Annotated in this window: 23 protein-coding genes; 10 read left to right on the forward strand and 13 right to left on the reverse strand. The window is 68.5% G+C overall.

Annotated features, from left to right (window positions below; translation table 11 throughout):
• Window positions 1-561 carry a TetR/AcrR family transcriptional regulator gene (locus tag ABD808_RS26615; protein WP_344901740.1) on the forward strand — a complete coding sequence of 187 codons (561 nt, stop codon included), beginning with the start codon at window positions 1-3 and terminating at the stop codon, window positions 559-561.
• Between the two features lie 57 nt (window positions 562-618).
• Here the strand turns inward: ABD808_RS26615 and ABD808_RS26620 are convergent, their stop codons facing one another.
• From ABD808_RS26620 to ABD808_RS26640, 5 genes are all read right to left on the reverse strand, one after another.
• On the reverse strand, window positions 619-1,233 hold the full coding sequence (locus tag ABD808_RS26620; RefSeq protein WP_344901743.1) for a PIN domain-containing protein: 615 nt from the start codon (window positions 1,231-1,233) through the stop codon (window positions 619-621).
• The gene (locus tag ABD808_RS26625) at window positions 1,230-2,078 is read right to left on the reverse strand and encodes an ImmA/IrrE family metallo-endopeptidase (RefSeq protein ID WP_344901746.1); all 849 of its coding nucleotides are present in this window, start codon (window positions 2,076-2,078) and stop codon (window positions 1,230-1,232) included. The genes ABD808_RS26620 and ABD808_RS26625 overlap by 4 nt, the downstream gene beginning before the upstream one ends.
• 18 nt (window positions 2,079-2,096) lie before the next feature.
• The gene (locus ABD808_RS26630) at window positions 2,097-2,411 is read right to left on the reverse strand and encodes a helix-turn-helix domain-containing protein (protein ID WP_344901749.1); all 315 of its coding nucleotides are present in this window, start codon (window positions 2,409-2,411) and stop codon (window positions 2,097-2,099) included.
• A 106-nt stretch (window positions 2,412-2,517) separates the two neighbouring features.
• On the reverse strand, window positions 2,518-2,910 hold the full coding sequence (locus tag ABD808_RS26635) for a hypothetical protein (protein WP_344901751.1): 393 nt from the start codon (window positions 2,908-2,910) through the stop codon (window positions 2,518-2,520).
• Window positions 2,898-3,053 (reverse strand): hypothetical protein, encoded by a 156-nt coding sequence (locus ABD808_RS26640; RefSeq protein WP_344901754.1) that lies wholly within the window; start codon window positions 3,051-3,053, stop codon window positions 2,898-2,900. Before ABD808_RS26640 ends, ABD808_RS26635 begins: the two co-directional genes overlap by 13 nt.
• A 291-nt stretch (window positions 3,054-3,344) precedes the next feature.
• Here ABD808_RS26640 and ABD808_RS26645 point away from each other — a divergent pair, with 291 nt between their 5' ends.
• Both ABD808_RS26645 and ABD808_RS26650 read left to right on the forward strand, forming a co-directional pair.
• Window positions 3,345-4,118 carry an XRE family transcriptional regulator gene (locus tag ABD808_RS26645; RefSeq protein ID WP_344901757.1) on the forward strand — a complete coding sequence of 258 codons (774 nt, stop codon included), beginning with the start codon at window positions 3,345-3,347 and terminating at the stop codon, window positions 4,116-4,118.
• 26 nt (window positions 4,119-4,144) lie between these two features.
• Window positions 4,145-4,381 (forward strand): hypothetical protein, encoded by a 237-nt coding sequence (locus ABD808_RS26650; RefSeq protein WP_344901760.1) that lies wholly within the window; start codon window positions 4,145-4,147, stop codon window positions 4,379-4,381.
• 126 nt (window positions 4,382-4,507) lie between these two features.
• Here ABD808_RS26650 and ABD808_RS26655 read toward each other — a convergent pair whose 3' ends face one another.
• Window positions 4,508-4,966 carry a hypothetical protein gene (locus tag ABD808_RS26655; protein WP_344901763.1) on the reverse strand — a complete coding sequence of 153 codons (459 nt, stop codon included), beginning with the start codon at window positions 4,964-4,966 and terminating at the stop codon, window positions 4,508-4,510.
• Complete coding sequence (locus ABD808_RS26660; RefSeq protein ID WP_344901766.1) at window positions 4,963-5,355, reverse strand: hypothetical protein; 393 nt, start codon at window positions 5,353-5,355, stop codon at window positions 4,963-4,965. The genes ABD808_RS26655 and ABD808_RS26660 overlap by 4 nt, the downstream gene beginning before the upstream one ends.
• A 408-nt stretch (window positions 5,356-5,763) precedes the next feature.
• On the opposite strand from ABD808_RS26660, the gene ABD808_RS26665 reads away from it, so the two are divergent.
• Window positions 5,764-6,261, forward strand: a complete 498-nt coding sequence (locus tag ABD808_RS26665; protein WP_344901769.1) for a cupin domain-containing protein — start codon at window positions 5,764-5,766, stop codon at window positions 6,259-6,261.
• 81 nt (window positions 6,262-6,342) lie between these two features.
• Window positions 6,343-7,806 (forward strand): MFS transporter, encoded by a 1,464-nt coding sequence (locus ABD808_RS26670; protein WP_344901772.1) that lies wholly within the window; start codon window positions 6,343-6,345, stop codon window positions 7,804-7,806.
• 76 nt (window positions 7,807-7,882) lie between these two features.
• Here the strand turns inward: ABD808_RS26670 and pdxR are convergent, their stop codons facing one another.
• The gene (gene pdxR / locus ABD808_RS26675; protein ID WP_344901777.1) at window positions 7,883-9,328 is read right to left on the reverse strand and encodes a MocR-like pyridoxine biosynthesis transcription factor PdxR; all 1,446 of its coding nucleotides are present in this window, start codon (window positions 9,326-9,328) and stop codon (window positions 7,883-7,885) included.
• Window positions 9,329-9,552: 224 nt separating this feature from the next.
• Between pdxR and ABD808_RS26680 the strand changes: the two genes are divergently transcribed.
• On the forward strand, window positions 9,553-10,230 hold the full coding sequence (locus tag ABD808_RS26680; protein WP_344901780.1) for a VOC family protein: 678 nt from the start codon (window positions 9,553-9,555) through the stop codon (window positions 10,228-10,230).
• A 6-nt stretch (window positions 10,231-10,236) separates the two neighbouring features.
• On the opposite strand, the gene ABD808_RS26685 is transcribed toward ABD808_RS26680, so the two are convergent.
• The gene (locus ABD808_RS26685) at window positions 10,237-11,469 is read right to left on the reverse strand and encodes an MFS transporter (RefSeq protein WP_344901783.1); all 1,233 of its coding nucleotides are present in this window, start codon (window positions 11,467-11,469) and stop codon (window positions 10,237-10,239) included.
• 84 nt (window positions 11,470-11,553) lie between these two features.
• Between ABD808_RS26685 and ABD808_RS26690 the strand changes: the two genes are divergently transcribed.
• The gene (locus ABD808_RS26690) at window positions 11,554-11,991 is read left to right on the forward strand and encodes a winged helix-turn-helix transcriptional regulator (protein WP_344901787.1); all 438 of its coding nucleotides are present in this window, start codon (window positions 11,554-11,556) and stop codon (window positions 11,989-11,991) included.
• A gap of 43 nt (window positions 11,992-12,034) precedes the next feature.
• Here the strand turns inward: ABD808_RS26690 and ABD808_RS26695 are convergent, their stop codons facing one another.
• Window positions 12,035-12,727, reverse strand: coding sequence for an HAD family hydrolase (locus tag ABD808_RS26695; RefSeq protein ID WP_344901790.1), 693 nt, complete (start codon window positions 12,725-12,727; stop codon window positions 12,035-12,037).
• A gap of 112 nt (window positions 12,728-12,839) precedes the next feature.
• Between ABD808_RS26695 and ABD808_RS26700 the strand changes: the two genes are divergently transcribed.
• Window positions 12,840-14,333: a CYTH and CHAD domain-containing protein gene (locus ABD808_RS26700; protein ID WP_344901793.1), complete on the forward strand. Its 1,494-nt coding sequence runs from the start codon at window positions 12,840-12,842 to the stop codon at window positions 14,331-14,333.
• On the opposite strand, the gene ABD808_RS26705 is transcribed toward ABD808_RS26700, so the two are convergent.
• The 3 genes from ABD808_RS26705 to ABD808_RS26715 all read right to left on the reverse strand — a co-directional run bounded on the left by ABD808_RS26705 (window position 14,299) and on the right by ABD808_RS26715 (window position 18,044).
• Window positions 14,299-15,276, reverse strand: coding sequence for an NUDIX hydrolase (locus ABD808_RS26705; protein ID WP_344901796.1), 978 nt, complete (start codon window positions 15,274-15,276; stop codon window positions 14,299-14,301). The genes ABD808_RS26700 and ABD808_RS26705 overlap by 35 nt on opposite strands.
• Window positions 15,273-17,360 carry an RNA degradosome polyphosphate kinase gene (locus tag ABD808_RS26710; RefSeq protein WP_344901799.1) on the reverse strand — a complete coding sequence of 696 codons (2,088 nt, stop codon included), beginning with the start codon at window positions 17,358-17,360 and terminating at the stop codon, window positions 15,273-15,275. The genes ABD808_RS26705 and ABD808_RS26710 overlap by 4 nt, the downstream gene beginning before the upstream one ends.
• A 96-nt stretch (window positions 17,361-17,456) precedes the next feature.
• Window positions 17,457-18,044, reverse strand: coding sequence for a hypothetical protein (locus tag ABD808_RS26715; RefSeq protein WP_344901802.1), 588 nt, complete (start codon window positions 18,042-18,044; stop codon window positions 17,457-17,459).
• Window positions 18,045-18,278: 234 nt separating this feature from the next.
• On the opposite strand from ABD808_RS26715, the gene ABD808_RS26720 reads away from it, so the two are divergent.
• A complete protein-coding gene (locus tag ABD808_RS26720) occupies window positions 18,279-19,646 on the forward strand; it encodes a pentapeptide repeat-containing protein (protein WP_344901805.1) in 1,368 nt (455 codons plus the stop codon).
• A gap of 83 nt (window positions 19,647-19,729) precedes the next feature.
• Window positions 19,730-20,032, forward strand: coding sequence for a hypothetical protein (locus ABD808_RS26725; protein ID WP_344901808.1), 303 nt, complete (start codon window positions 19,730-19,732; stop codon window positions 20,030-20,032).
• The last annotated feature ends 148 nt before the right edge of the window (window positions 20,033-20,180 follow it).

Here is a 20,180-nt window from a genome sequence, read left to right on the forward strand (position 1 = left end):
ATGGGACGACCCGCCAAGTTCGACCGCGACCAGATCCTCGACGCGGCCCTCACGGTCACGTCCGAGGCCGGACCGGGCGCGGTCACCATCTCCGCCATCGCGAACCACCTCGGCGCCCCGTCCGGTTCCCTCTACCACCGCTTCGCCTCACGCGACCTGCTCCTGGCGACCCTCTGGATCCGAACCGTCCACCGCTTCCAGGAGGGCTTCGCCACAGCCCTAGACCAAAACGACCCAGTAACCGCCGCCCTCCACACCCCCCGCTGGTGCCGCCACCACCTGAACGAGGCCAAACTCCTCCTCCTCTACCGCCACCAAGACCTAGCAACAACCTGGCCCACCGTCCTCGCCCCCGACCTAGAAACCCTGAACACCCGAACCACAAACGCCCTGACCTCCTACACATCCCGCAACCCCAACACCACCCACGAACACCTAATCTTCGCCACAGTGGACGTCCCCTACGGCGCCGTCCACCGCCACCTCCTCAAAGGCAACCCACCCCCACCCACCGTGGACGACCTGATCACAAAGACCTGCCAAACCGTCCTAAAACTCTGAACGCAGCGCCCCCCACTCACCATCGGAAAGAACCCGATGGGACCACCCTTGTCGCAATCACGACCAGAGTGCAGGTGACAGAAGGTTGGTGGCCTCAATGGGCGGCAGACCGTCATCAAGGTCGCGGAGGCGATGGTAGATGGCGCGCATCTCACCACGGTCCGGAACGTACGTCCTGCCTGCGGCTTTCTCCAATACGGTCAGCGTGTTGATCAAACTCATCGTTCCGGCCGACTTTCCGCTGGCTCGGCGGAGTCGGAGACGGTTGGCTTCCACCCCGGCGGCTCGGGCGCCGTCGCCGTCATCGATCAGCACGATTACGTCATGGCCGACTTCAGCGGCGGCGACCGCATGCGCGATCACCATCGTCTCACCGAGGTCCTTCGATTGCCGCAGTCGCTCACGCATGGGCAACTGACCTATTCGGGCGACGGTGGCTGCGAGTTCTGGGGTCACGTCATCGGAAAGGACCTGCATATACCGCTCGGGTAGCTTACTCCAGACCCTCTCAGCATTGCGAAACCGGCTGTCCTGTTTGGATTTACGGAGCAGTTCGTCTCTTACCGCCTCTGGCGCACACAATGGCCCCAGAGTGTCGAAGAGGAGACGTTCCTTGTTGATGGAGAAGAAGTTCAGACCGGGTCCAGCGTCAATGATGGGCCGGTGACTCATCCCGCGTCCCGCTTCGCCTCTGCCTCGGGCTCGTCCCCGCCGTCCAGATCGGACAGGTCCACGTCAACATCGGGAAGCTCGGAGGCATCCGCCCAGGCGACAGCGGAATCGACGGGTTCGACGCCCGCCTCGTCAAGGTCGGCCTCGGCTTCTTCAAGGGTGATGCCACGCAGGGTGGCTATCGCCTGCGCGGACAGCACTCCAAGCGCGTAACCATTGATCGCGCGGGCGAGCAGTCGCTGCGGCGCTCGCCGCCTGCCGGACTCGATCCGCAAAGCGCGGTATTGGTCGGTCCACCCGAACCGGGCCGCCAACTGTGGGGTGTAGAACTGCCCCCACCGCTCACTGGTAGCGCGGTCAATGTGTCCGGCCTGCTCCAGCGCGATCGCCGCGATCGCCGGTGAAACCAGAAAGCGTTGGACGACTGCCGACAGCGACGCCAGCGCCACCTCCGGCGGATCTCCCATGAACTCGCGCACACCCTCGACGGGCACGAGAAGGTGCCGAGCGAATGCGCGGCACCGGTCCTCTCGTGGGGACGGCTCACTCCAGTCGTCCGCCTCGACATCTGCCCAGTCACCGTAGAGGACGTGGGCAAGCTCGTGGGCGAGCGTGCTGCGCTGCCGCATGGGGTGCTCGGTACGCGCGACTCCGATGAATACGACATTGCGATCCGGGTCTCGCATCGCAAGGCCATGCTCGTCCGGGCCAACGTCGAGCACCGCCACGTCGATCCCCGTCGCCTGCTCGATGACCGTCACCAGGTCGCCGAGCGGCTGCACCCCCAACTGATGGTCGCGGCGGAACCGCTCCGCGGCGACACGGCCTTCTACTTCAGCGTCCACCGTGCTCGGATCTCCGTCTCAGACGGTCGCGGGCACGGCCTGATCGTCCAGGTAATCGTTCAGTTCCAGGAAGTTCAGCAGCGCCTCGCGCATCCCTTCCATGCCGGAGCCGTTCGTCGCCCGCGCCGCGTACCGCACACGGTCCGCCACCATCCCGGTCCCGGTCAGCTGCGGGATCGTGTATCCGGTCGCCTCCGCGATCAGCACGATCTCTGGCATCTTCGCGGCCCGGTCCCCGGAGATGATCCGCGACAGGGTCGACTGGGAGATGCCGGTCGCATCCGCCAAGCCTCGCTGGCTCAGCCCCGCCGCCACGCGAGCACGCTCGATCAACGCGCCAACTTTCGCCGTTGCCATGACCACCCCTGAATCACTTACCACCCGACTGATTCAGTCTACACCTTCGCCACCCCATACGCATCGCTGCCGGGCGGTCCTCTCACTCTGACCCCGGAAACGTCCACTCAACGTTGGGAAACAGCCGGTACTTCAGCAGCCGGTCAACCCGCTCGGCCGCCGCTGCGACATCCCCACACGTAGCCAAGAACCCACCACGCCCCTTCCCGGCCTCGAAGTAGGCCCACGCACCACCCGGCGCGGCCCGGACGGTCACCACGGCCCCGACATCGTCCGCCGTCCCACTCGCGTAGACCCACAGCAACGGCACGGGGAACCCGAACTCCGGCTTCTCGTACAATTCCACGCACCGCCACCGCTTCGGCTTGAGCGTGACAGCGAGCAGCTCCAGATGCTTGACCGCCGCCTCGTCCCCGAAGATCGTCCGCCACCGAAGCACGGCCTGCCACCGCCCCACCACGGTCAGAGCACCCACACGACACCCCCGGTGAGCGCGTCCCGCCGCCCCTCCACGACCACGCCAAGCTCCAGATACTCCACCCGCCCACTCAGGGAGACCGCGACCCGGCGCACCTTGCCCCGCGCCCCAGGCGCGGCCCCTTCCAACTCCCGCCGCATCTGCCGAATAGCAGCCTCCGGATCCCCAGAAACCCCACCGGCACCCCCCACAACGTCCCACGAGTAAAGCGGCATCCCGCCCATACCCATCGTCGGCACTCTCACGGCCACCACCTCCCAAAAGCGATGATTTGACTACTTTCGGTGATCATTCACGGCGTCGAACCTGGACGCTGCATGGAGGATGCACCGAGACTCATGGACGCTTGAACGCCGTTCCCGAGACGTCCGGGACGTTTTCGAGTTACCGTGGAAAACGTCCTAGACGTCCCAGGACGAAAGGGTGCAATCGTGGCCAATGACGCACTACGACAGGCAATGATCGGTGCGAGACTGACAGAGCAGGAACTCGCTGAAGCTTGTCAAGTGGACGTCAAAACTGTGGCCCGGTGGGTGGCGGACGAGGGTCGCACGCCACACCCCCGTCACCGCTGGGCTGCCTCGGACGCCTTGGGAGTTGATGACGGCATGTTGTGGCCAGACGCCATCCGCAAGAACGTAAAGACCGGCCCGGACCGAGAGATCATCGCCGTATATCCCTACCGGTCCGCATGCCCCAAGTCCGTCTGGCGCCGCCTCATAGGTGAGGCCACCAGAGAATTGACCTTCGCCGGATATACGAACTACTTCCTTTGGCTGGAGATCCCCAATCTCCGGACGGTCCTTCGCCGCAAGGCCGAACGCGGCTGCCAGGTCAGATTCTTGATCGGAGACCCGGGCAGCGACGTCACACGGCGCCGCGAGGAAGTCGAATCCGTCCCGCTCACAGTCGGCACTCGCATAAGGATCACCCTGGACGAACTGTCCAAGATCGCGACCGTCCCGGGCATCGAGGGCCGCTACGGCGACGAGCACATCGCCATGAGCGTCTTCGTCTTCGACGACGAGATGCTCATGACGCCACATCTCGCACACCTCGTCGGCCACGACTCCCCGATGCTCCACATACAACGCCAGCAGGAAGACGGTCTGTACGACCGCTTCGCCCACCACGTCGCCGAACTCTGGAACGGCGCACGTCCCATCGCGGAACTCGATCCCCAAACCGACACCAAGGTCCTCTAACCGAGCCGCAGACGGAGCCGGACAAGATGTCGCCGACCGTGGGCCCCGCTCGCCTGGATCTGGCGCTGGCGCTCGTCGCCGCAGACCAGCCCGGTGAGGCAGCGCACGTTGCGCTGGAGGCGGTGACGAGTGGTCGGCTCGTACCGTCCAACTACTGGCGCGCCGCCGAAGTGATCAGGGCGGCGGAGAACCTGCACGTCCGAGAGACCGACGACCTGAAAGACGCCTATCGCACCTTTTGCGCGGCCTGGGCTGGCGATTGATTTTCAGGTGAATGTCCCCGTGGGGTTCGTCAAGCGGCTGGAACTGCTTGACTTGTGGTTTTTCGTGTGGGTTGGTAGGGCTGTTTGTTGCGGAGCGTGGCTCAGTTGGTGGGTTTGGGGTTGTTTTCAGGGGTCTTCGGTGGTTGTTATTTGGGCGCAGAGTGCTTGTAGGGCTTGGTCGTATTGTGTGCGGTCAAAGAGGAAGGGGCCGAATTTCGTGTAGTCGCGGGTCTCGCGGTAGATCTGTTCGAAGGCGTCCCAGACGACCAGGCTTCCGGTCGGGATGATCCTGGTCATCAGCGGCCAGCAGCCGACTTCACCGCATTCACAGCTCAGCACCGCTGTCTTGGGGCTCAGCCCGGGGAACGGCGCGCCAAGGAAGTGCTCGTCGAACGACTTGTGGCGGAGGTACGCAGGGATGAGGCCGCCGTAGGCGCCGCCGGCCGGTTTCATGCCCGAGTCGATCTCGAAGCGGTCGATGAGATCTAGCAGCGAGCGGCCGTCCAGTATTGGGACGATCTCGTCGACCTTGAGGCCGGGACGTCGCCGAACGACGAATTCGATGCTGTGTACGCCGGTGGTCATGGTTCGTCGGCCTTCAGGGTGTGCTCGGTGACCGCGCCGGGCTGGAGGCGGACGTCGTGCCAGCTCACCCAGCAGTCGTTCTGCTCGGTGGCGATCTCCGTCCCGCATGTGGCGCAGACCAGGTTCGGGCCATCGCATCCGTCCAGTCGGCAGCATCCGTTCAGCCGCCGCCGGTCGGGGTGATGGCGGAGACCGCGAACGTCTTCAGGGTGAACGAGGACTGCGGACGCCTGGACGCGCGGGTCGTGCTCAAGTGGGGCCTGCGGCGGTCCGGACGGGGTTGGATCACGGGTGAAGGCACCTCGCGGTATCCGTGGCGGAGCTTGGCCGGGCCCGCCGGGGGCGGGCACCTGGTCGGGGTACGGAATCTCGCGCAGCTCCGCGGTCACCGCCGTCCTACAGCTTTCGCAGGTGAACACCGTCATGGCCTTAAGAGTTGCAGGATTGGCGCAGGGTGGCCAAGGCGATTTCGGGTTGAGGGTCGTCTGTGGGCGCGGCTTCGGGCGTGCGGGGCGTGTCTCCGGTTGGGTCTGGCGGACGGTTGTCGGGGCGGGTGTCTTCGGGGTTGATCTTCTGGCGTGGGAAAGGGCTGGCGGGTCGCGTCAGCGCGGGCATCGTCCTGCTGGGGTGGTGGTCGGCGTGGCCTGGTGCTCGGGCGGTTCTGAGGGGGTTGGTGAAATTGACCCATGGATGCTGGGGGTGAATGAACCCTCTGGTGGGTCTTTGGGGGTCGTAGATTCTTCGGTGTCAGCAAGGAATGCCTGGTGAGGAACCGGGCCGGGTATCCGGGAGGATCTATGAACGCCGCTGCCTCGAACGTCCCTCTTTTGGTTCGCGCCGAGAGCGCTGAGTCGCTTCAGGACGGTGCGACGAGTCTGATCACGCTGCTTGCCGACGCGGACGCCACCGGGGGCGCGCTCACCGCCAACAAGGCCACGTTCCAGAAGGGGTCGCCGGGTGCTCCCGCGCACTTCCACACCAGGGCGACCGAGGTGTTCTTCGTCCTGGACGGCACGATGCGGATCCTGGTGGACGAGGAGATTCTGACCCTGCGCAAGGGCGACTTCCTCACCGTCCCGCCGACCGTGCCGCACGCTTTTGCACCGGCTCCCGGGAGTGAGGCCGAGATGTTGGTGGTCTTCACGCCCGGTCTGGAGCGCTTCGACTACTACCGGCTGCTGGAGCGCGTCCACCGTGGTGAGGCCACTGTGCAGGACATTCGGGACAGCTCACAGCAGTACGACAACCACTACTTCGACAGCCCAGTCTGGTCGAAGGCGCTCTCCGAACACTGAACATCCTGGCCGGGTCGTGCGTCCTCGCGCGGCCCGACGGTGTTCCTCTCCTGAGTTTCCTTCTTTGAAAGCGGTCTTTTCATGTCCTCGATCACGTCCCCGGCTGCCGGACGGCGCCGTCCGGCAGCGACGCTGGCGCTGCTGGCGTTCGCCCAGCTGATCATCTCGCTCGACTACAACATCGTGTACGTCGCGTTGCCGGGGATCGGCTCCGGTCTCGGCTTCTCCGCGCAGGACCTTCAGTGGGTCGTCAGCGCGTACGCCGTCGCGTTCGGCGGATTCCTACTGCTCGGCGGACGGGCCAGTGACCTGTTCGGACCACGACGGCTGTTCGCTGCGGGGCTGGGCCTTTACGCGGTGTCCTCCCTGCTCGGCGGTCTCGCCGGGTCGGCCGCCGTGCTGGTCGGGGCCCGCGCCTTGCAGGGAGTCGGTGGCGCGCTCCTGTTCCCCGCGACGCTGACGCTGGTCTCCACTTGCTTCGCCGAGGGACGTGAGCGCAACCGGGCGTTCGCGGTGTGGGGCACGGCGGGCGGCAGCGGAATGATCCTCGGTTCGCTGCTCGGCGGTGTGCTGACGGACGTGTTCGGCTGGGAGGCGGTGTTCTTCGTCAACGTGCCCTTGGCCGGTGCCGCCGCGCTGCTCGCCTTCAAGTTGATCGCACCGGACGGCCCGCGCACCGGCGGACGTTCGATGGACGTCGCGGGCGCCGTGACCTCGACGATCGGTGTCACGGCCGTGGTGTTCGCCCTGGTGCAGGGGCCGGAGTCCGGATGGCTCTCGCCCGTGGTGCTGACCGCCGCGCTCGCGGGCGCCGTCCTGCTCGCCGCTTTCCTCACGGTCGAACGGCGCAGCACCGACCCGCTGATGCCGCTGCGGCTGTTCACCAACCGCAACCTGAGCGTGGGGACGGTCGTCACGTTCCTGTACATGGGCACGTTCGGCACGCTGATGTACTTCCTGACCGTGTACTTCCAGGGCGTGCACGGATATGACGCGCTGACGACCGGGCTGGCGTTCCTGGTGCCGATGGCCGCCATCGCGGTCGGTTCGCAGGGTGCGGGCAGGCTGGCGACCCGGTTCGGGATCCGGCCGGTGCTGGTCGCCGCGCTGGCGGTGGGCGGCCTCGGGACTGTGACCGTTGCTTTGAGCATGGCGACCGACGCCTCGTACGCCGCGCTGATCCCCGGACTGCTGGTGCTCGGAATCGGCCAGGGCGCCGGGTACACCCTGATGTTCGGCGCCGCCGCCCTCGGAGTGGCCCCGGCGGACCAGGGCATCGCCTCCGGTGTCGCGTCCACCAGCCAGCAGGTCGGCGGCGCGGTCGGCCTGGCCCTGCTGGTGGCCGTCGCCAACGCGAGCCTGGACGGGCTCGGGGGCGGGACGCTCCGTGCCGCCACCAACGACGGGCTGCGAACCGCGATGTTGATCGCGGCGGCGGGCATTGCGGCGACCGCGCTGGTCGCGCTCGGCCTGGGCAAGCGCCGCACGACGCGGGTCGCCGAACGCCGGGTGGAGACCGGCGACCGCGCCGTCACGCACGTTTGACCGGCACAGATCCAGCGTGGTGCCACCCCATCGTCGAGTGGCACCACGCTTTGACGGTTGGTGGGACGCGCGTGGCTCAGACATCCGGAGATGGGGGCAAGGCGCGACACAGCGCGTCGAGTGCCGGTCGGTAGCGGTGGTCGGGAGGTGTGGCGTATCCGACGACCAGACCATCCCGGTGGGGTTGAGGACTGTCCGGATGGCGGAACAGGGCGAGACCGTCGAGCGCCACGCCCGTCCGGGTGGCCGCCCTGACCGTCGAGTCCTCGGTACCGGGTGGAAGGCGCAGGACGGCGTGCAACCCGGCCGCGAGCCCGGTCACCGTGATGTGCGGGGCTCGTTCGGCCAACGTCCCCACGAGCAGGTTGCGGCGGGCACGATAACGCTGCCGCATGCGACGGATGTGCTTGTCGTAGTGGCCGGACGCGATGAACTCCGCGAGCGCCAGTTGGTCGGTGACACCCGTCCACGCCTCGCGTATCCCCTTGGCCGCGAGCGTCGCGTCCACCAGGTGCGGCGGCAGCACCATCCAGCCGAGCCGGATCGCCGGGGAAAGGCTCTTGCTCACCGAACCGAGGTAGACGACGTGATCAGGATCAAGCCCCTGGAGTGCGCCCACCGGTTCACGGTCGTAGCGGAACTCGCCGTCGTAGTCGTCCTCCAGCACCACGCCGCCCCGGCCGCGCGCCCAGTCGACGGCCGCGGCACGGCGCGTCGGATGCAACGGGCCGCCGGTCGGGAACTGGTGAGCGGGCGTGAGGAGGACGGCACGTGCCCCGCGACGCGACGCGGTACCGGGATGCGACGCGAGATCGCCGATTTGCGCGCCCCATTCGTCCAGGCCCAGCGGGATCGTGCGCACTCCGGCGTCGGTCAGGATGCCGCGATGGAAGGCCAGGCCGTAGGGCTCGACGGCCAGCGGCCCCGGCAGCACGCCGCCGCCGAACAGCAGACGCAGCCCATGCGCGAACCCGGCGCAGACGACGATCTGGTCCGGTGAAGCGGACACGCCACGCGCCCGCGCGAGATATTCGGCCAGCGCGCGACGCAGCTCGTCCCGTCCGCGCGGATCGCCGGGGGCGAAAGCGTCGTGCGGCGCGGCGGTCACCGCACGGCGGACGGACGCGGCCCACGCGGCACGGGGAAAGGACGTCGCGTCGGGCTGTCCCTGCCGCAGATCATGGACGACGGCACCGACCTTGCGGTCAGGCACCCGCCCGGAGGCACGTCGCGGTTTGGCGACGACACGTTCGGCGACCCGGGTGCCCGACCCCTGCCGAGCGGTCAACCAGCCTTCGGCGACCAGTTCGGCGTACGCGTCCGCGACCGTGTTGCGCGCGACGCCCAGATCGCCCGCCAGCGAACGGTATGGCGGCAGTCGCGTCCCCGGCGTGAGCCGTCCGCTGCGCACCGCCTCCCGCAACGCCGACGCCACCGCCGCCCGGCGAGGTCCCGTGGACGACAGCTCAAGATGCAGGTCAGAACCCGCCTCCGAAGCAGAATTGACCCGAGAATCTGGCACCCAACAACCCCTTCTACCGGTCTCTCGCCCTCAGGCTAGCCGCACACCCACTCGGCAGGCTGAACACAGCAACGGACTAGGCGCGTGGGTCGCTGCCAGTCACGGCGCCGCCCTGGACGACCCGTGGGGCCTGCGGACGGTATGACCACACCGGCGGCCTCCAGCAATGGACAGCGGCTGTGGGGGTTGACTCTCGGGTGGCTTGATGGTTCCAGAATGGTCGAGTGCTGAGCATCGGGAACTTCTCGCTTGTCACCGGCCTGTCGATCACCGCTTTACGGCATTACCACGACGTCGGCTTACTCATACCGGCCCACGTCGATCCCGACACCGGATATCGCCGTTACCGACATGACCAGGTCGCTGAGGCACGTCTCTACGCGACGTTGCGGCGGCTTCAGGTCCCCGTTGAGGCGATGCGAGCGGTTCGTGGACGTGGACTTGAGGCGGTTCTCACCGAGCATCGTGACCGCCTACGAGGCAGAGCCGACTCACTGAATCAGCTCATCGAGAGCGTCGAGCAGTACATCGAGAAAGGGATGCCCGTGAAGACCCATCGCATCGCCCAGGTCACCATCGTGGCGGACGATTTGGCGGCCTCAGTCGCGTTCTACCGTGATGCCTTCGACGCCTCCTACCACCAGGAGATCAGCTCTTTGCAGTTCGGCTCCTATCCGGACGACGACTTCTTTCTCGTGACGATCGCCGACTCCGAGCAGCACTTCTGGCCCGGTGGCCCGGCAAGGTTCGGCCTACTCGTCGACGACCTCGACGCAACACACGCGCGGGCGCTCGCCGCCGGGGCCGCCGAGATCCAACCGCCGACCGACGCGGCTTGGAAGCCCAGGTCATCAACGCTGCGAGACCCCGGCGACAATCACATCGACCTGTACCAGGGGTAAGACTGATCAGGCTGCTGCCTTGCGCAGCGGTTGCGGCTGGGGCTGGGGCTGGGGCTGGGGCTGGGGCTGGGGCTGAGAAGTCTCTTGCGGTCCTTGGCGTTTGGTGATTGCCCAGATGGCTAGTGCGCAGGTTGCGAATCCGGCGCCTAGGAGGCTGGAGCCCGTCCAGCCGTGGGCGGTGTAGACGGCGGTCGTGGTGGCCGCGCCCAAGGCTGAGCCGAGTGAATAGAAGACCATGTGGCCGCCTATGACGCTGCTGGTGCGGTCGGGGTGCGCGGTCGTGAGGATGTGCTGGCTGCTCACGTGTACGGCTTGGACGGCGAAGTCGAGAATCACGATTCCGGCGGCGAGGAGCCATAGGGAGCGTGGCAGTTGGGCGATTGCCGTCCAGGAAAGGATGAGGAGGGTGAGGGCCAAACCGGTGACCGGGGTTGCTCGGCCTGCGTCCGCCCAGCGGCCTGCGCGGGCGGCGCCCAGTGCCCCGGCGAGTCCGGCGACGCCGAAGAGGCCGATTTGGCTTTCACTCAGGCGCCAGGGTGCGTCTGCCAGTGGGAGGGACAGTCCGCTCCACAGGGTTCCGAATGAGGCGAACAAGAAGAACGCGATGAGGCCGCGTGTGAGGAAAACGGGTTGTCTGAACAGGCCGCCTAGTGAAGTGACGGCCCTGCCATAGCCGGTGAGTCTGGTGGGGCGGTCTTCTGATGGCAGTGCCAGGAGGACCAAGGCCGCGAGACCGAGGGACAGGACGGCGAGCGTCGCGTAGACGGAGCGCCAGCCCCACGTCTGTGCCAGTGCGCCGGTGACGATTCTTGCGCCCAGGATGCCGACCACTACGCCCGACGTCACGACTCCGATGTTTCGGCCGCGTTCGGCGGGGGGCGAGACCGACGCGGCGTAGGCCACCGTGGTTTGGACGACGACCGCGAACATCCCGGTTATCGCGAGGCCCACGAGCGCCAGCCAGGCGGTTGACGCCGAGGCTGTGAGGATCAGGCCCGCCGCTGTGAGCGCCAAGTGCGCGGCTATGAGTCGGCGTCTGTCTACGGGGTCGCCGAGGGGCACCAGCAGGAGCAGGCCCGCCAGGTAGCCGAACTGGGCGATCGCCACGATCCATCCGGTGAGGTCCGCTGGGACGCCGAGGCCGCGTCCCATCGGCTCCAGGATCGGCTGCGCGGCGTAGATGCTCGCCACGGCGACGCCGCACACCACCGCGAGCAGCAGCCGTCTCCACACGTTCATCGCGTCCCTTCAGCTGGTAGCAGATTGCAACCGTTCGACCGTATGACACAATGGTTTCAATCTGCAACTCTTTGAGGAGACGTCATGCCGGACCAGGGCTGGACCGACCCCGAGTGCCCCGTCGCCCGCACGCTCGATCTCGTCGGCGACCGGTGGAGCCTTCTCGTCGTCCGGGACGCGATGGACGGGGCCCGGTCGTTCACCGAGTTCCAGCGGCGTACCGGCATCGCCCGCAACATCCTCAGCAACCGTCTCCAGAAGCTGGTGGCGAACGGGCTTCTCGCCCAGCGCACGGCGGCGTCCGGGCGCCGCCAGGAGTACGTGCTCACCGACGCTGGACGCGACCTCTTCCCCGTCGTCCTCACGCTGCGGCAGTGGGGAGAGCGCCACGCCTTCGCCTCCGGGGAGGCTCACTCCACGCTCGTCGACCAGCACGGCGCCCCTGTACCGGAGGTCGCGCTGACCGGCGCGGACGGCACCGTCCTCGACGCCGACACGACCCAGGTGCGCAAGGCGCGATAGGGCCCACCGTGTCGTCGGCTGGAAGTGCTGGATCCGTTCGTGGTCAGGCGCGGAGGATGGCCTTGATCACCGCTGGGGTGTCGGTCAGGTCGGGGAGGACGACCTCCGCGCCCGAGAGGCGGAGGGCGGGGGCCGAGGTCGCGCCGGTGGCCACGGCCACGACGTGGGCGCCTCCCTCGTGACCTGCGCGGACGTCGTGGGGTGTGTCACCGATCAGGACCGTGTTGGACGGCGTGAATTCCTCCCCGTGGATGCGGGCCGCGCGTTGCTGGGCGAGTTTCACCAGCGGCGGCCGTTCTATGTTGTCCGCGCCGTAGGCGCCGGAGTCCAGGTCGAAGTAGTCGATGAGCGCGAACGCCGTCAGTTTGGTGACGGCTATCTCGCGCATGTTGCCGGTGAGGGCCGACTGGATCACGTCGGGACGGGCGGCGAGGGCCTTGAGGGCGGCCAGGGCGCCGGGCAGAACGTGGCCACGGTCCGCGAACTCGTGTTGGCGGGCCGCGAAAGCCTCGGCCAGGGCGGGGATGAAGGACGACATCAGGTCCGGGGTCGGTTCGACGCCGTTGTGGCGGAGGGTCTCGGTGGTGATGGCGAGGTCTGTTCGTCCGGCGAGGTCGGCGACCTTCGTCAGGGGGCGGCCGACGAGTCGGTGGAAGACCGTCCCGTAGATTTCCTGGCTGATGCCGCCCGCGTTGATGATGGTGTGGTCGATGTCCCAGAGCACCAGTGTTCGCACTTACGCATGCTAAGCGGCCGTGTATGTCCGGAAGGTTTCTGTTGCCGTTCACCCAGGCGTGGAATCCTTGTCAACCGGGTGTGCGCCCTTGCCGGACATCGAGGAGCAGAGCGTGGCCGATAGGCATCTTGAGGTTGAGCAGAAGTACGACGCCGCCGCGGACTTCGTCCTGCCAGAGCTTGACGGGCTGCCCGGCGTGGCGTCCGTCGCGGAGCCCGAGGTGCACGAGTTGCACGCCGGTTACTTCGACACGGCCGATCTGCGGCTCGCGGCTCAGGGGATCACGTTGCGGCGCAGGCGGGGCGGGTCGGACGCCGGGTGGCATCTGAAGATGCCCGCCGGGCCGGACAGCAGGCACGAGCTGCGGGCGCCGCTCGGGCGGCCGCGCGTCGTCCCGGCGCGGCTGGCGGCGCTGGTCGCGGCGTACACGCGGGGCGAGGAGCTGCGTCCGGTCGCGACGTTGGAGACGCGGCGGACCGTGGTGCGGCTGCTCGGCGCGGACGGGTCCATGCTCGTGGAGGTCGCCGACGACCTGGTGACCGGACGGGCCGGGACGGACGCCGAACCGGAGCGCTGGCGCGAGATCGAGGTCGAACTCGGCAGCGGCCCGCCCGCGTTGCTGAAGGCGGCGGGCAAGCGGCTGCGCAAGGGCGGGGCGCGCAGGGCCACGTCGTCGTCCAAGCTGGGACGCCTCCTGGGGGACGCGGTCGTCCCCTCGCAGGCGGCGGCGGCGCGGGTGGTGGCGCGGTCGCGGATCGCTGACGCGACCTGGAACGGGAAGGGACCGGCCGTGACGACCGGTGAGGTCGTGCTGGCCTACCTCGCGGCGCAGGTCGACGCGGTGTTGGCGTTCGATCCGAAGGCGCGGCTGGCGGAGGACGACGCCGTCCACCGGATGCGGGTGGCGGTGCGGCGGTTGCGGAGCGCGCTGCGCAGCTACCGGCCGGTTCTGGACGTGGCGCGGACGTCGCCGCTCGGCCCGGAGCTGCGCTGGCTGGCGGCCGTCCTCGGCGAGGTGCGCGACCGCGAGGTGTTGCGGATGCGTTTCGCGGAGGCTCCCGCGTTTGTGCTTGAGGATCTGGAACGGCAGGAACGGTCGGCTTATCGGCGGATGAACGCGAGCCTCAAGGACGGCCGGTATTTCGCTCTTCTCGACGAACTCGACCGGCTGATCGTCGATCCGCCCCTGACCTTGGCCGGTGAGAGAAAGGCGCGCAAGGAACTCCCCGGGCTCGTCACGCGGGCGTGGGCCCGAATGGCGAAGGAGTACTCCACGATCAAGTCGGCGAACGATCCCGACCTGGCGCGGCACGAGACGCGGAAGGCGGCCAAACGGGCCCGGTACGCGGCGGAACTCACCGTCCCGGTGCTGGGCGTGGAGGCGAAGCGGCTGGTCAAGGACGCCAAGCGCATCCAGGAGGTGCTCGGCGGATACCAGGACGGCGTGATCGCCATGGAGCATCTTGAGGCGGCGTCCAGGCGCACGCAGGTTCCGGCGGAGGCGTTCACGTTGGGCGTCCTGTATGGCCGGGAGGAATGCGAGGCGGAGGCCGCGCGGGAGCTTCTGCCGACTACGTGGTCGCAGACGCTGGGGCCGTCGTTCTGACACTGTGACGTTCCAGGGCCGCCATTGTTCGGGGGCTCAGGTGCGCCACCCAGAATTCCGCCTTGCGCAGGCTCGGGTCGTCGGGGACCTTCTCGCCCAGGTCCTTGCACAGCCCGGCGACGAGTTCGGAGACGACCTCGCCGTGGGTGCACACGACGGTCGGGACGCCGTCGCGGGCCAGGGACAGGATCCTCGCGACGGCCCGCGCCGGGCTCGTGTCGCCCACGGTGAACGCCGCGTCGGTGACGACGGGTTCGCGGATGCGGCGCGCGTACGGCAGGACGGTCTCGACGCAGCGGGCGGTCGTGGAGCTGACCAACCGGGCGGGCCCGTAGGCGTGCAGGAGGTCGGCGAGGGCGAGGGCCTCGGCGCGGCCCGCGGCGTCGAGGGGACGCAGCTCGTCGGCCTCCCGCCAGTGCAGCTTCTCCCCCGCGCTCGCGTGCCGCAGGATCACTAACGGCGCGCTGTCGCGGGGGCCGCGCAGGAACTCGTGGAGCAGGTCGACGTCGTGGCCGTAGCTGAGCCTGGCCTCCACCTCGGTGGGCGGGAGCCAGACGAGCTCGTCCACCTCGTGGTTCGGGGTGAACGCGCCCCCGGCGACGGGACGGGCCGCCCAGTAGTAGACCTGTTTGGTGCGGTCGCCGATGGGATAGCTGCTGGTGGGGAGCCGTCGGCCGAGGCGGGGGACGACGCCCGTCTCCTCCTCGGTCTCGCGGACGGCGGCCCGCAGCATGTGCTCCCCCTTGTCGATCTTGCCCTTGGGGAACGACCAGTCGTCGTAGCGAGGCCGGTGGATCACCGCGATCTCGGGACCGTCCAGCCCGGGACCGTCCAGCCCGGGGCCGTCGCGCTCGGGGTCGTCCAGCCCGCGGCCGTCGCGCCACAGGAGCACGCCCGCCGCTCGGACGACGGCGCGCGCCGCCGTCTCGCCCTTGGCCGTCATTGCGGTTCGACCGTCCTCCACCGGCGGCTCTTCACCAGATGGGTCTGGATGTCCTGGAGGGTGTCGCCGGGACGGGCCGTGGGCCGCGTCCAGGTGCCGTCGGCGGCGAGCGCCCAGGAGGCGGTGCCGTCGTCCATGGCCCGGTCGAGCAGGGAGAGCAGTTCGCTGCGCTGCACGCGGTCGGTGACGGAGACGAGGGCCTCGACGCGGCGGTCCAGGTTGCGGTGCATGAGGTCGGCGCTGCCGATCCACACCTCGGGTTCGCCGCCGTTCTCGAACGCGAACACCCGGGAGTGCTCCAGGAACCGGCCGAGGACGCTGCGCACCGTGATCATGTCCGACAGTCCGGGCACGCCGGGACGCAGCGCGCAGATGCCGCGGACCCACACGTCCACCGGCACCCCGGCCCGCGACGCCCGGTACAGCGCGTCGATGACCACCTCGTCGACCAGGGAGTTGCACTTGACGCGGACGCGGGCGGGATGCCCGGCCCGCCGGTTGTCGATCTCGTGCTCGATCCGCTGGACGAGCCCGGACCGCAGGCTGTTCGGCGCGACCAGCAGCCGGTGGTAGGACCCCTGCCGGGAGTAGCCGGTGAGGTGGTTGAACAGGGCGCTGACGTCCTCGCCGACCTCGGAGTCGGCGGTAAGGAGCCCGAAGTCCTCGTACAGCCGGGCGGTCTTCGGGTGGTAGTTGCCGGTGCCGATGTGGCAGTAGCGGCGCAGGTTGCCGTCCTCGTCCTGCCGGACGATCAGCGCGAGCTTGCAGTGCGTCTTCAACCCGACGAACCCGTACACGACGTGGCAGCCCGCGGTCTCCAGCTTGCGCGCCCACGCGATGTTGGCGCGCTCGTCGAACCTCGCCTTCAGCTCGACGACGACCACGACCTGCTTGCCCGCCTCGGCGGCGTTCATCAGCGCGTCGACGATGGGCGAGTCGCCGCTCGTCCGGTACAGCGTCTGCTTGATCGCGAGGACGCGCGGGTCGGTCGCGGCGTCCTCGATCAGCCGTTGGACGGTCGTGGTGAACGAGTCGTAGGGGTGGTGGACGAGCACGTCCCGCTCACGGATGGCGCTGAAGATGCTCGCATCCTCGGGCAGCGCCTCCTTCGAGGGGACGAAAGGGGGATATTTCAGCTCCGGACGGTCCAGGTCGGCGATGGCCGCGAGCCCGCCGAGGTCGAGCGGGCCGACGACGCGGTAGATCTGGCCCTCGTCCACGCCCAGCTCGGACGTCAGCAGGTCCAGCACGCCGCCCGAGATCGACTCTTCGACCTCAAGCCGGACGACCGGGCCGAACCGGCGGCGCAGCAACTCCCGTTCGAGGGCTTGCAGGAGCCCCTCGCTGATGTCGTCGTCGATCTCCAGGTCCTGGTTGCGGGTGACGCGGAAGGCGTGGTGCTCGACGACCTCCATCCCGGTGAACAGCTGGCCGAGATGCGCGGCGATGACGTCCTCCAGCGGCGTGAACCGGTCGGGGGACGCCTCGATGAACCGGGGCAGCAGCGGCGGCACCTTGACGCGGGCGAACATCGTCGCGTCGGTCTCCGGGTCGCGGACGATCACCGCGAGGTTGAGCGACAGGCCCGAGATGTAGGGGAACGGGTGCGCGGAGTCGACGACGAGCGGGGTGAGGACGGGGTAGATCCGGTCGCGGAAGAGCCGCCGCAGCCGCTCCTGCTCGGTCTCGGCCAGCTCGTCCCAGCGCAGGATGTCGACGCCCTCGTCGCCGAGCGCGGGACGGAGCTCGTCGCGGAAGCAGGCGGCGTGCCGTCCCATCAGCTCGTGCGCGACCTCGCCGGTACGTTCCAGCACCTCGCGGGGCTGGCGGCCGCTGGCGGACTGGACGGCGAGCCCGGTCGCCATCCGGCGGGCGAGCCCGGCCACACGGACCATGAAGAACTCGTCCAGGTTGCTCGCGAAGATCGACAGGAATCTGACCCGTTCGAGCAGCGGCAGCGAGGGGTCCTCGGCGAGCTCCAGGACGCGCTGGTTGAACCGGAGCCAGCTCTCCTCGCGATCGAGGAAGCGATCGTCCGGCAGCACCTCGGTCGAACGGGGGATATGTCCTGGATTGACGGTCATGTCAAGAATGTTCCCTGAGCAAGATGAACGGCAGTCGAACTGGGATGATTTACCGAAGTATCAGACACTCGGAACATCCCCCCGGTTCCCCTGGCGTTAACCCCGTTCGAGACCTCGTTCGAGCCCCGGGTCGGGCCAGGGGGTGGTCTCGCCCGTGACCAGGCGGTGGCCGAGCCTGCGAGCCAGCTCCGTCACGAAGTCGTCCGTGAGCGGGGGCCAGTTCCAGAAGCGAAGGCCCAGCTCGGCGAACGCGCACGAGACCGGCCACCGCCAGTCGTTGAGCGACGTGCGGGCGTCGCAGCGGGCGCACACCAACGAACCCGGGCCGCCCTCCAACCACTCCTCGATCTCGGGCAGGACGGTCTCGAACGGCAGCCAGGCCCCGCAGCGCGGGCACGTCACGCGGTCGTCCTCGGTGATCGGGCCGTAGTAGGCGCCGCGGCCGACGTCGATCTCCAGGCCGTTCGGCCACACGTCCGGAAGCCCGGGGAGGTCGCCGGTCACGATCGTCTGGGCGGACGGCCCCGGCGCGTACCCGCCGGGAACGTCGCCCAGCACGCAGTCGGTCTGTTCGGCCACCACGACGCCGGTACCGACGAGCCAGCCGAGGACGGCGAGGGCGAGGTCGGGCGCGTCTCCGGGATGGGCGTCCACATCCGCGATCCACCGGCTCCGCTCCCGCACAGGCCTCACCTTACGCGCGCCGCGTGAAGATCCAGGGACGAAGCTGACCACAAGGGAGCACCGAACTCTCCGTGCGGAGGGCTTCACTCTGGGAGGCACCCTGTGTAGAACGAGACCGTGACCCATCACGAGCCTTCTCCGCCGTCCATGGCCACGGTGTTCTGGCCGCGGTGTTCAGCCGTCCAGGGATGTACGGGACACGCTCTGGAAGGGGCGAGCGGTTGTCCCGCGCACATGCCTCCAGAGGAGTTCGAACGGTTCGTTGGTTCGCTCCGTCCGGGTGCCGATCTCGACCTGCGAGGCGTCACCGTCAAACCGTGGCTACTGGAAGCGATCCTCGACGCCCTCACCGGGCCGGACGGCAGACCCCATCTCGGCCGTGCGCGCTTCGACCAGGCGGTACTGACATCCGACGCGCCTCTGCGCAGGTTCTGCGTCGAGGGCGACAGCTCGTTCGACGGTGCCTGCTTCTTGGGCGGGGCCTCGTTCTACGACGCCCGGTTCTTCGGCAACGTCTCGTTCCGTGGCGCGCGGTTCGCGCGCAACGCCTCGTTCCACGGGGCGAGCTTCCACCGGCACGCCTCCTTCGAGGAGGCCGTCTTCACCGGCGACGCCCTGTTCGGCGAGGCCCGCTGGTACGCCGACGCGACGTTCCGGCGCGCGGTGTTCATGGGGGCCGCCTGCTTCGACCGGGCCGGTTTCGGACGCGACGCCGCGATGCAGGCGGCGTGTTTCGGCGGGGCCGTCTCGTTCAAGCGGGTCAACGTGGCCAGACACGCCCGCTTGGAACGGACCAAGTTCCGTCGGGGGCTGTGGCTCGGGCCGCTGGTGGCGGGCGGCCGGATCGGGCTCGCGGACGCCGTCGCGCATGGCGGCCTCCGCGTCCACGCGGCGGCGCAGCACGTCACCGCGACCGGCGCGACCGTCCACGGGGAGGCCGACTTCCGGTTACGGTACGCCGAACTCGACCTGGAGGGCGCCGTCTTCGACGGAACGGTGTCGGTCCGTTCGCTGCCGCATCCCATCCAGGGGCTCGCCGAACCGTCCTGGCCCGGCCCGTTCACGGCGCGGCTGACGTCGCTGCGCCGCGTCGACGCCGCGCGGATCCTGCTGACCGACGTCGACCTCAGCGGGTGCGGCTTCCTCGGCCTGCGGCGCCCGGACGCGCTGCGCATCAACGGCGACTGCCCGTTCGCGACGGTCCGCCGCCGCTCCTGGCGGCTTCGTGGCCGCGAACGCGCCGTCCTCGCCGAGGACCTCGCCCATGGCGGCATCGAAAGCACTTCCACGCACGACGACGATCGGTTGGCGGCCCTCTATGGCGACCTCGCCCGCGCGTCCGCCGACTCCGGTCGGGGCCGTCTCGCCCGCGACTTCCGGTACAGCGCCTGGGAGAAACGGCGGCACAGCGACCCGGTCCCGTGGCGACGCTGGACCCTGCATCTCCTCTGGATCACCTGCGGTTACGGCCTGCGGGCGGGCCGCACCATCGCCTGGATCGCGATCATCGTCGCGCTCATCTGCTCGAGCGCGACGTTCCTGCGCCACGACAATCGGGAGGACGCCGTCCGGATGCTCCACATGGGCGGCGACAACACATAACCGGCTCGTGATCTGGATGCCAGGGGACCGGCAAAAGGGACGGCACTCCCGTTTTGTCAGACCCTTGGGTAATCATTCTTGTTATGAGCAGAGACACCCATCCGGGGGTGCAGTGCCCGCACTGCCAATCGCATCTCGCGCTCGTCCCCGTGCCTGGAAACTCCGCCGCCGCACCGGTTCCCGTCCCACCGGCCCCCCTGAAGGAGGAATGGCAGCCGCCGCCCGTCGCCGATGTCCTCGCGGTTTACGCGGGCCGTGTCAAGGACGCCGCGACCGCGACGCGCGGCGCCGCCAAGGTCAGGGAAAGCATGGGCCGCGCCAAAGCCGCCGCCGCCCAGCGCAGGACGGCACAGAAATCCGCCCGCCGAACCCCCAAAAGCGCCTGATCACTTACCGATCACCATCGAATCCGAAGACAACGGCCGCTGACCGGCCGCCCGGCGGGTCCGTCCACCCCCGGTCACGCCCCGGTCACGTGGGACGGTCGAGCGCGACGAACGAGACGAGTACGGTCGGAGCGAGGAAGGCCCAGTT

Source organism: Actinomadura meridiana (assembly GCF_039537545.1).
Classification (GTDB): Bacteria; Actinomycetota; Actinomycetes; order Streptosporangiales; family Streptosporangiaceae; genus Spirillospora; species Spirillospora meridiana.

What these genes read in the sequence shown, in the direction of transcription:
- ABD808_RS26615 (WP_344901740.1), top strand. Translation starts at nt 1, where the DNA reads ATGGGACGACCCGCCAAGTTCGACCGCGACCAGATCCTCGACGCGGCC.
- ABD808_RS26620 (WP_344901743.1), bottom strand. Translation starts at nt 1,233, where the DNA reads ATGAGTCACCGGCCCATCATTGACGCTGGACCCGGTCTGAACTTCTTC.
- ABD808_RS26640 (WP_344901754.1), bottom strand. Translation starts at nt 3,053, where the DNA reads ATGCGGCGGGAGTTGGAAGGGGCCGCGCCTGGGGCGCGGGGCAAGGTG.
- ABD808_RS26650 (WP_344901760.1), top strand. Translation starts at nt 4,145, where the DNA reads ATGTCGCCGACCGTGGGCCCCGCTCGCCTGGATCTGGCGCTGGCGCTC.
- ABD808_RS26655 (WP_344901763.1), bottom strand. Translation starts at nt 4,966, where the DNA reads ATGACCACCGGCGTACACAGCATCGAATTCGTCGTTCGGCGACGTCCC.
- ABD808_RS26665 (WP_344901769.1), top strand. Translation starts at nt 5,764, where the DNA reads ATGAACGCCGCTGCCTCGAACGTCCCTCTTTTGGTTCGCGCCGAGAGC.
- ABD808_RS26670 (WP_344901772.1), top strand. Translation starts at nt 6,343, where the DNA reads ATGTCCTCGATCACGTCCCCGGCTGCCGGACGGCGCCGTCCGGCAGCG.
- ABD808_RS26685 (WP_344901783.1), bottom strand. Translation starts at nt 11,469, where the DNA reads ATGAACGTGTGGAGACGGCTGCTGCTCGCGGTGGTGTGCGGCGTCGCC.
- ABD808_RS26690 (WP_344901787.1), top strand. Translation starts at nt 11,554, where the DNA reads ATGCCGGACCAGGGCTGGACCGACCCCGAGTGCCCCGTCGCCCGCACG.
- ABD808_RS26705 (WP_344901796.1), bottom strand. Translation starts at nt 15,276, where the DNA reads ATGACGGCCAAGGGCGAGACGGCGGCGCGCGCCGTCGTCCGAGCGGCG.
- ABD808_RS26710 (WP_344901799.1), bottom strand. Translation starts at nt 17,360, where the DNA reads ATGACCGTCAATCCAGGACATATCCCCCGTTCGACCGAGGTGCTGCCG.
- ABD808_RS26720 (WP_344901805.1), top strand. Translation starts at nt 18,279, where the DNA reads ATGCCTCCAGAGGAGTTCGAACGGTTCGTTGGTTCGCTCCGTCCGGGT.
- ABD808_RS26725 (WP_344901808.1), top strand. Translation starts at nt 19,730, where the DNA reads ATGAGCAGAGACACCCATCCGGGGGTGCAGTGCCCGCACTGCCAATCG.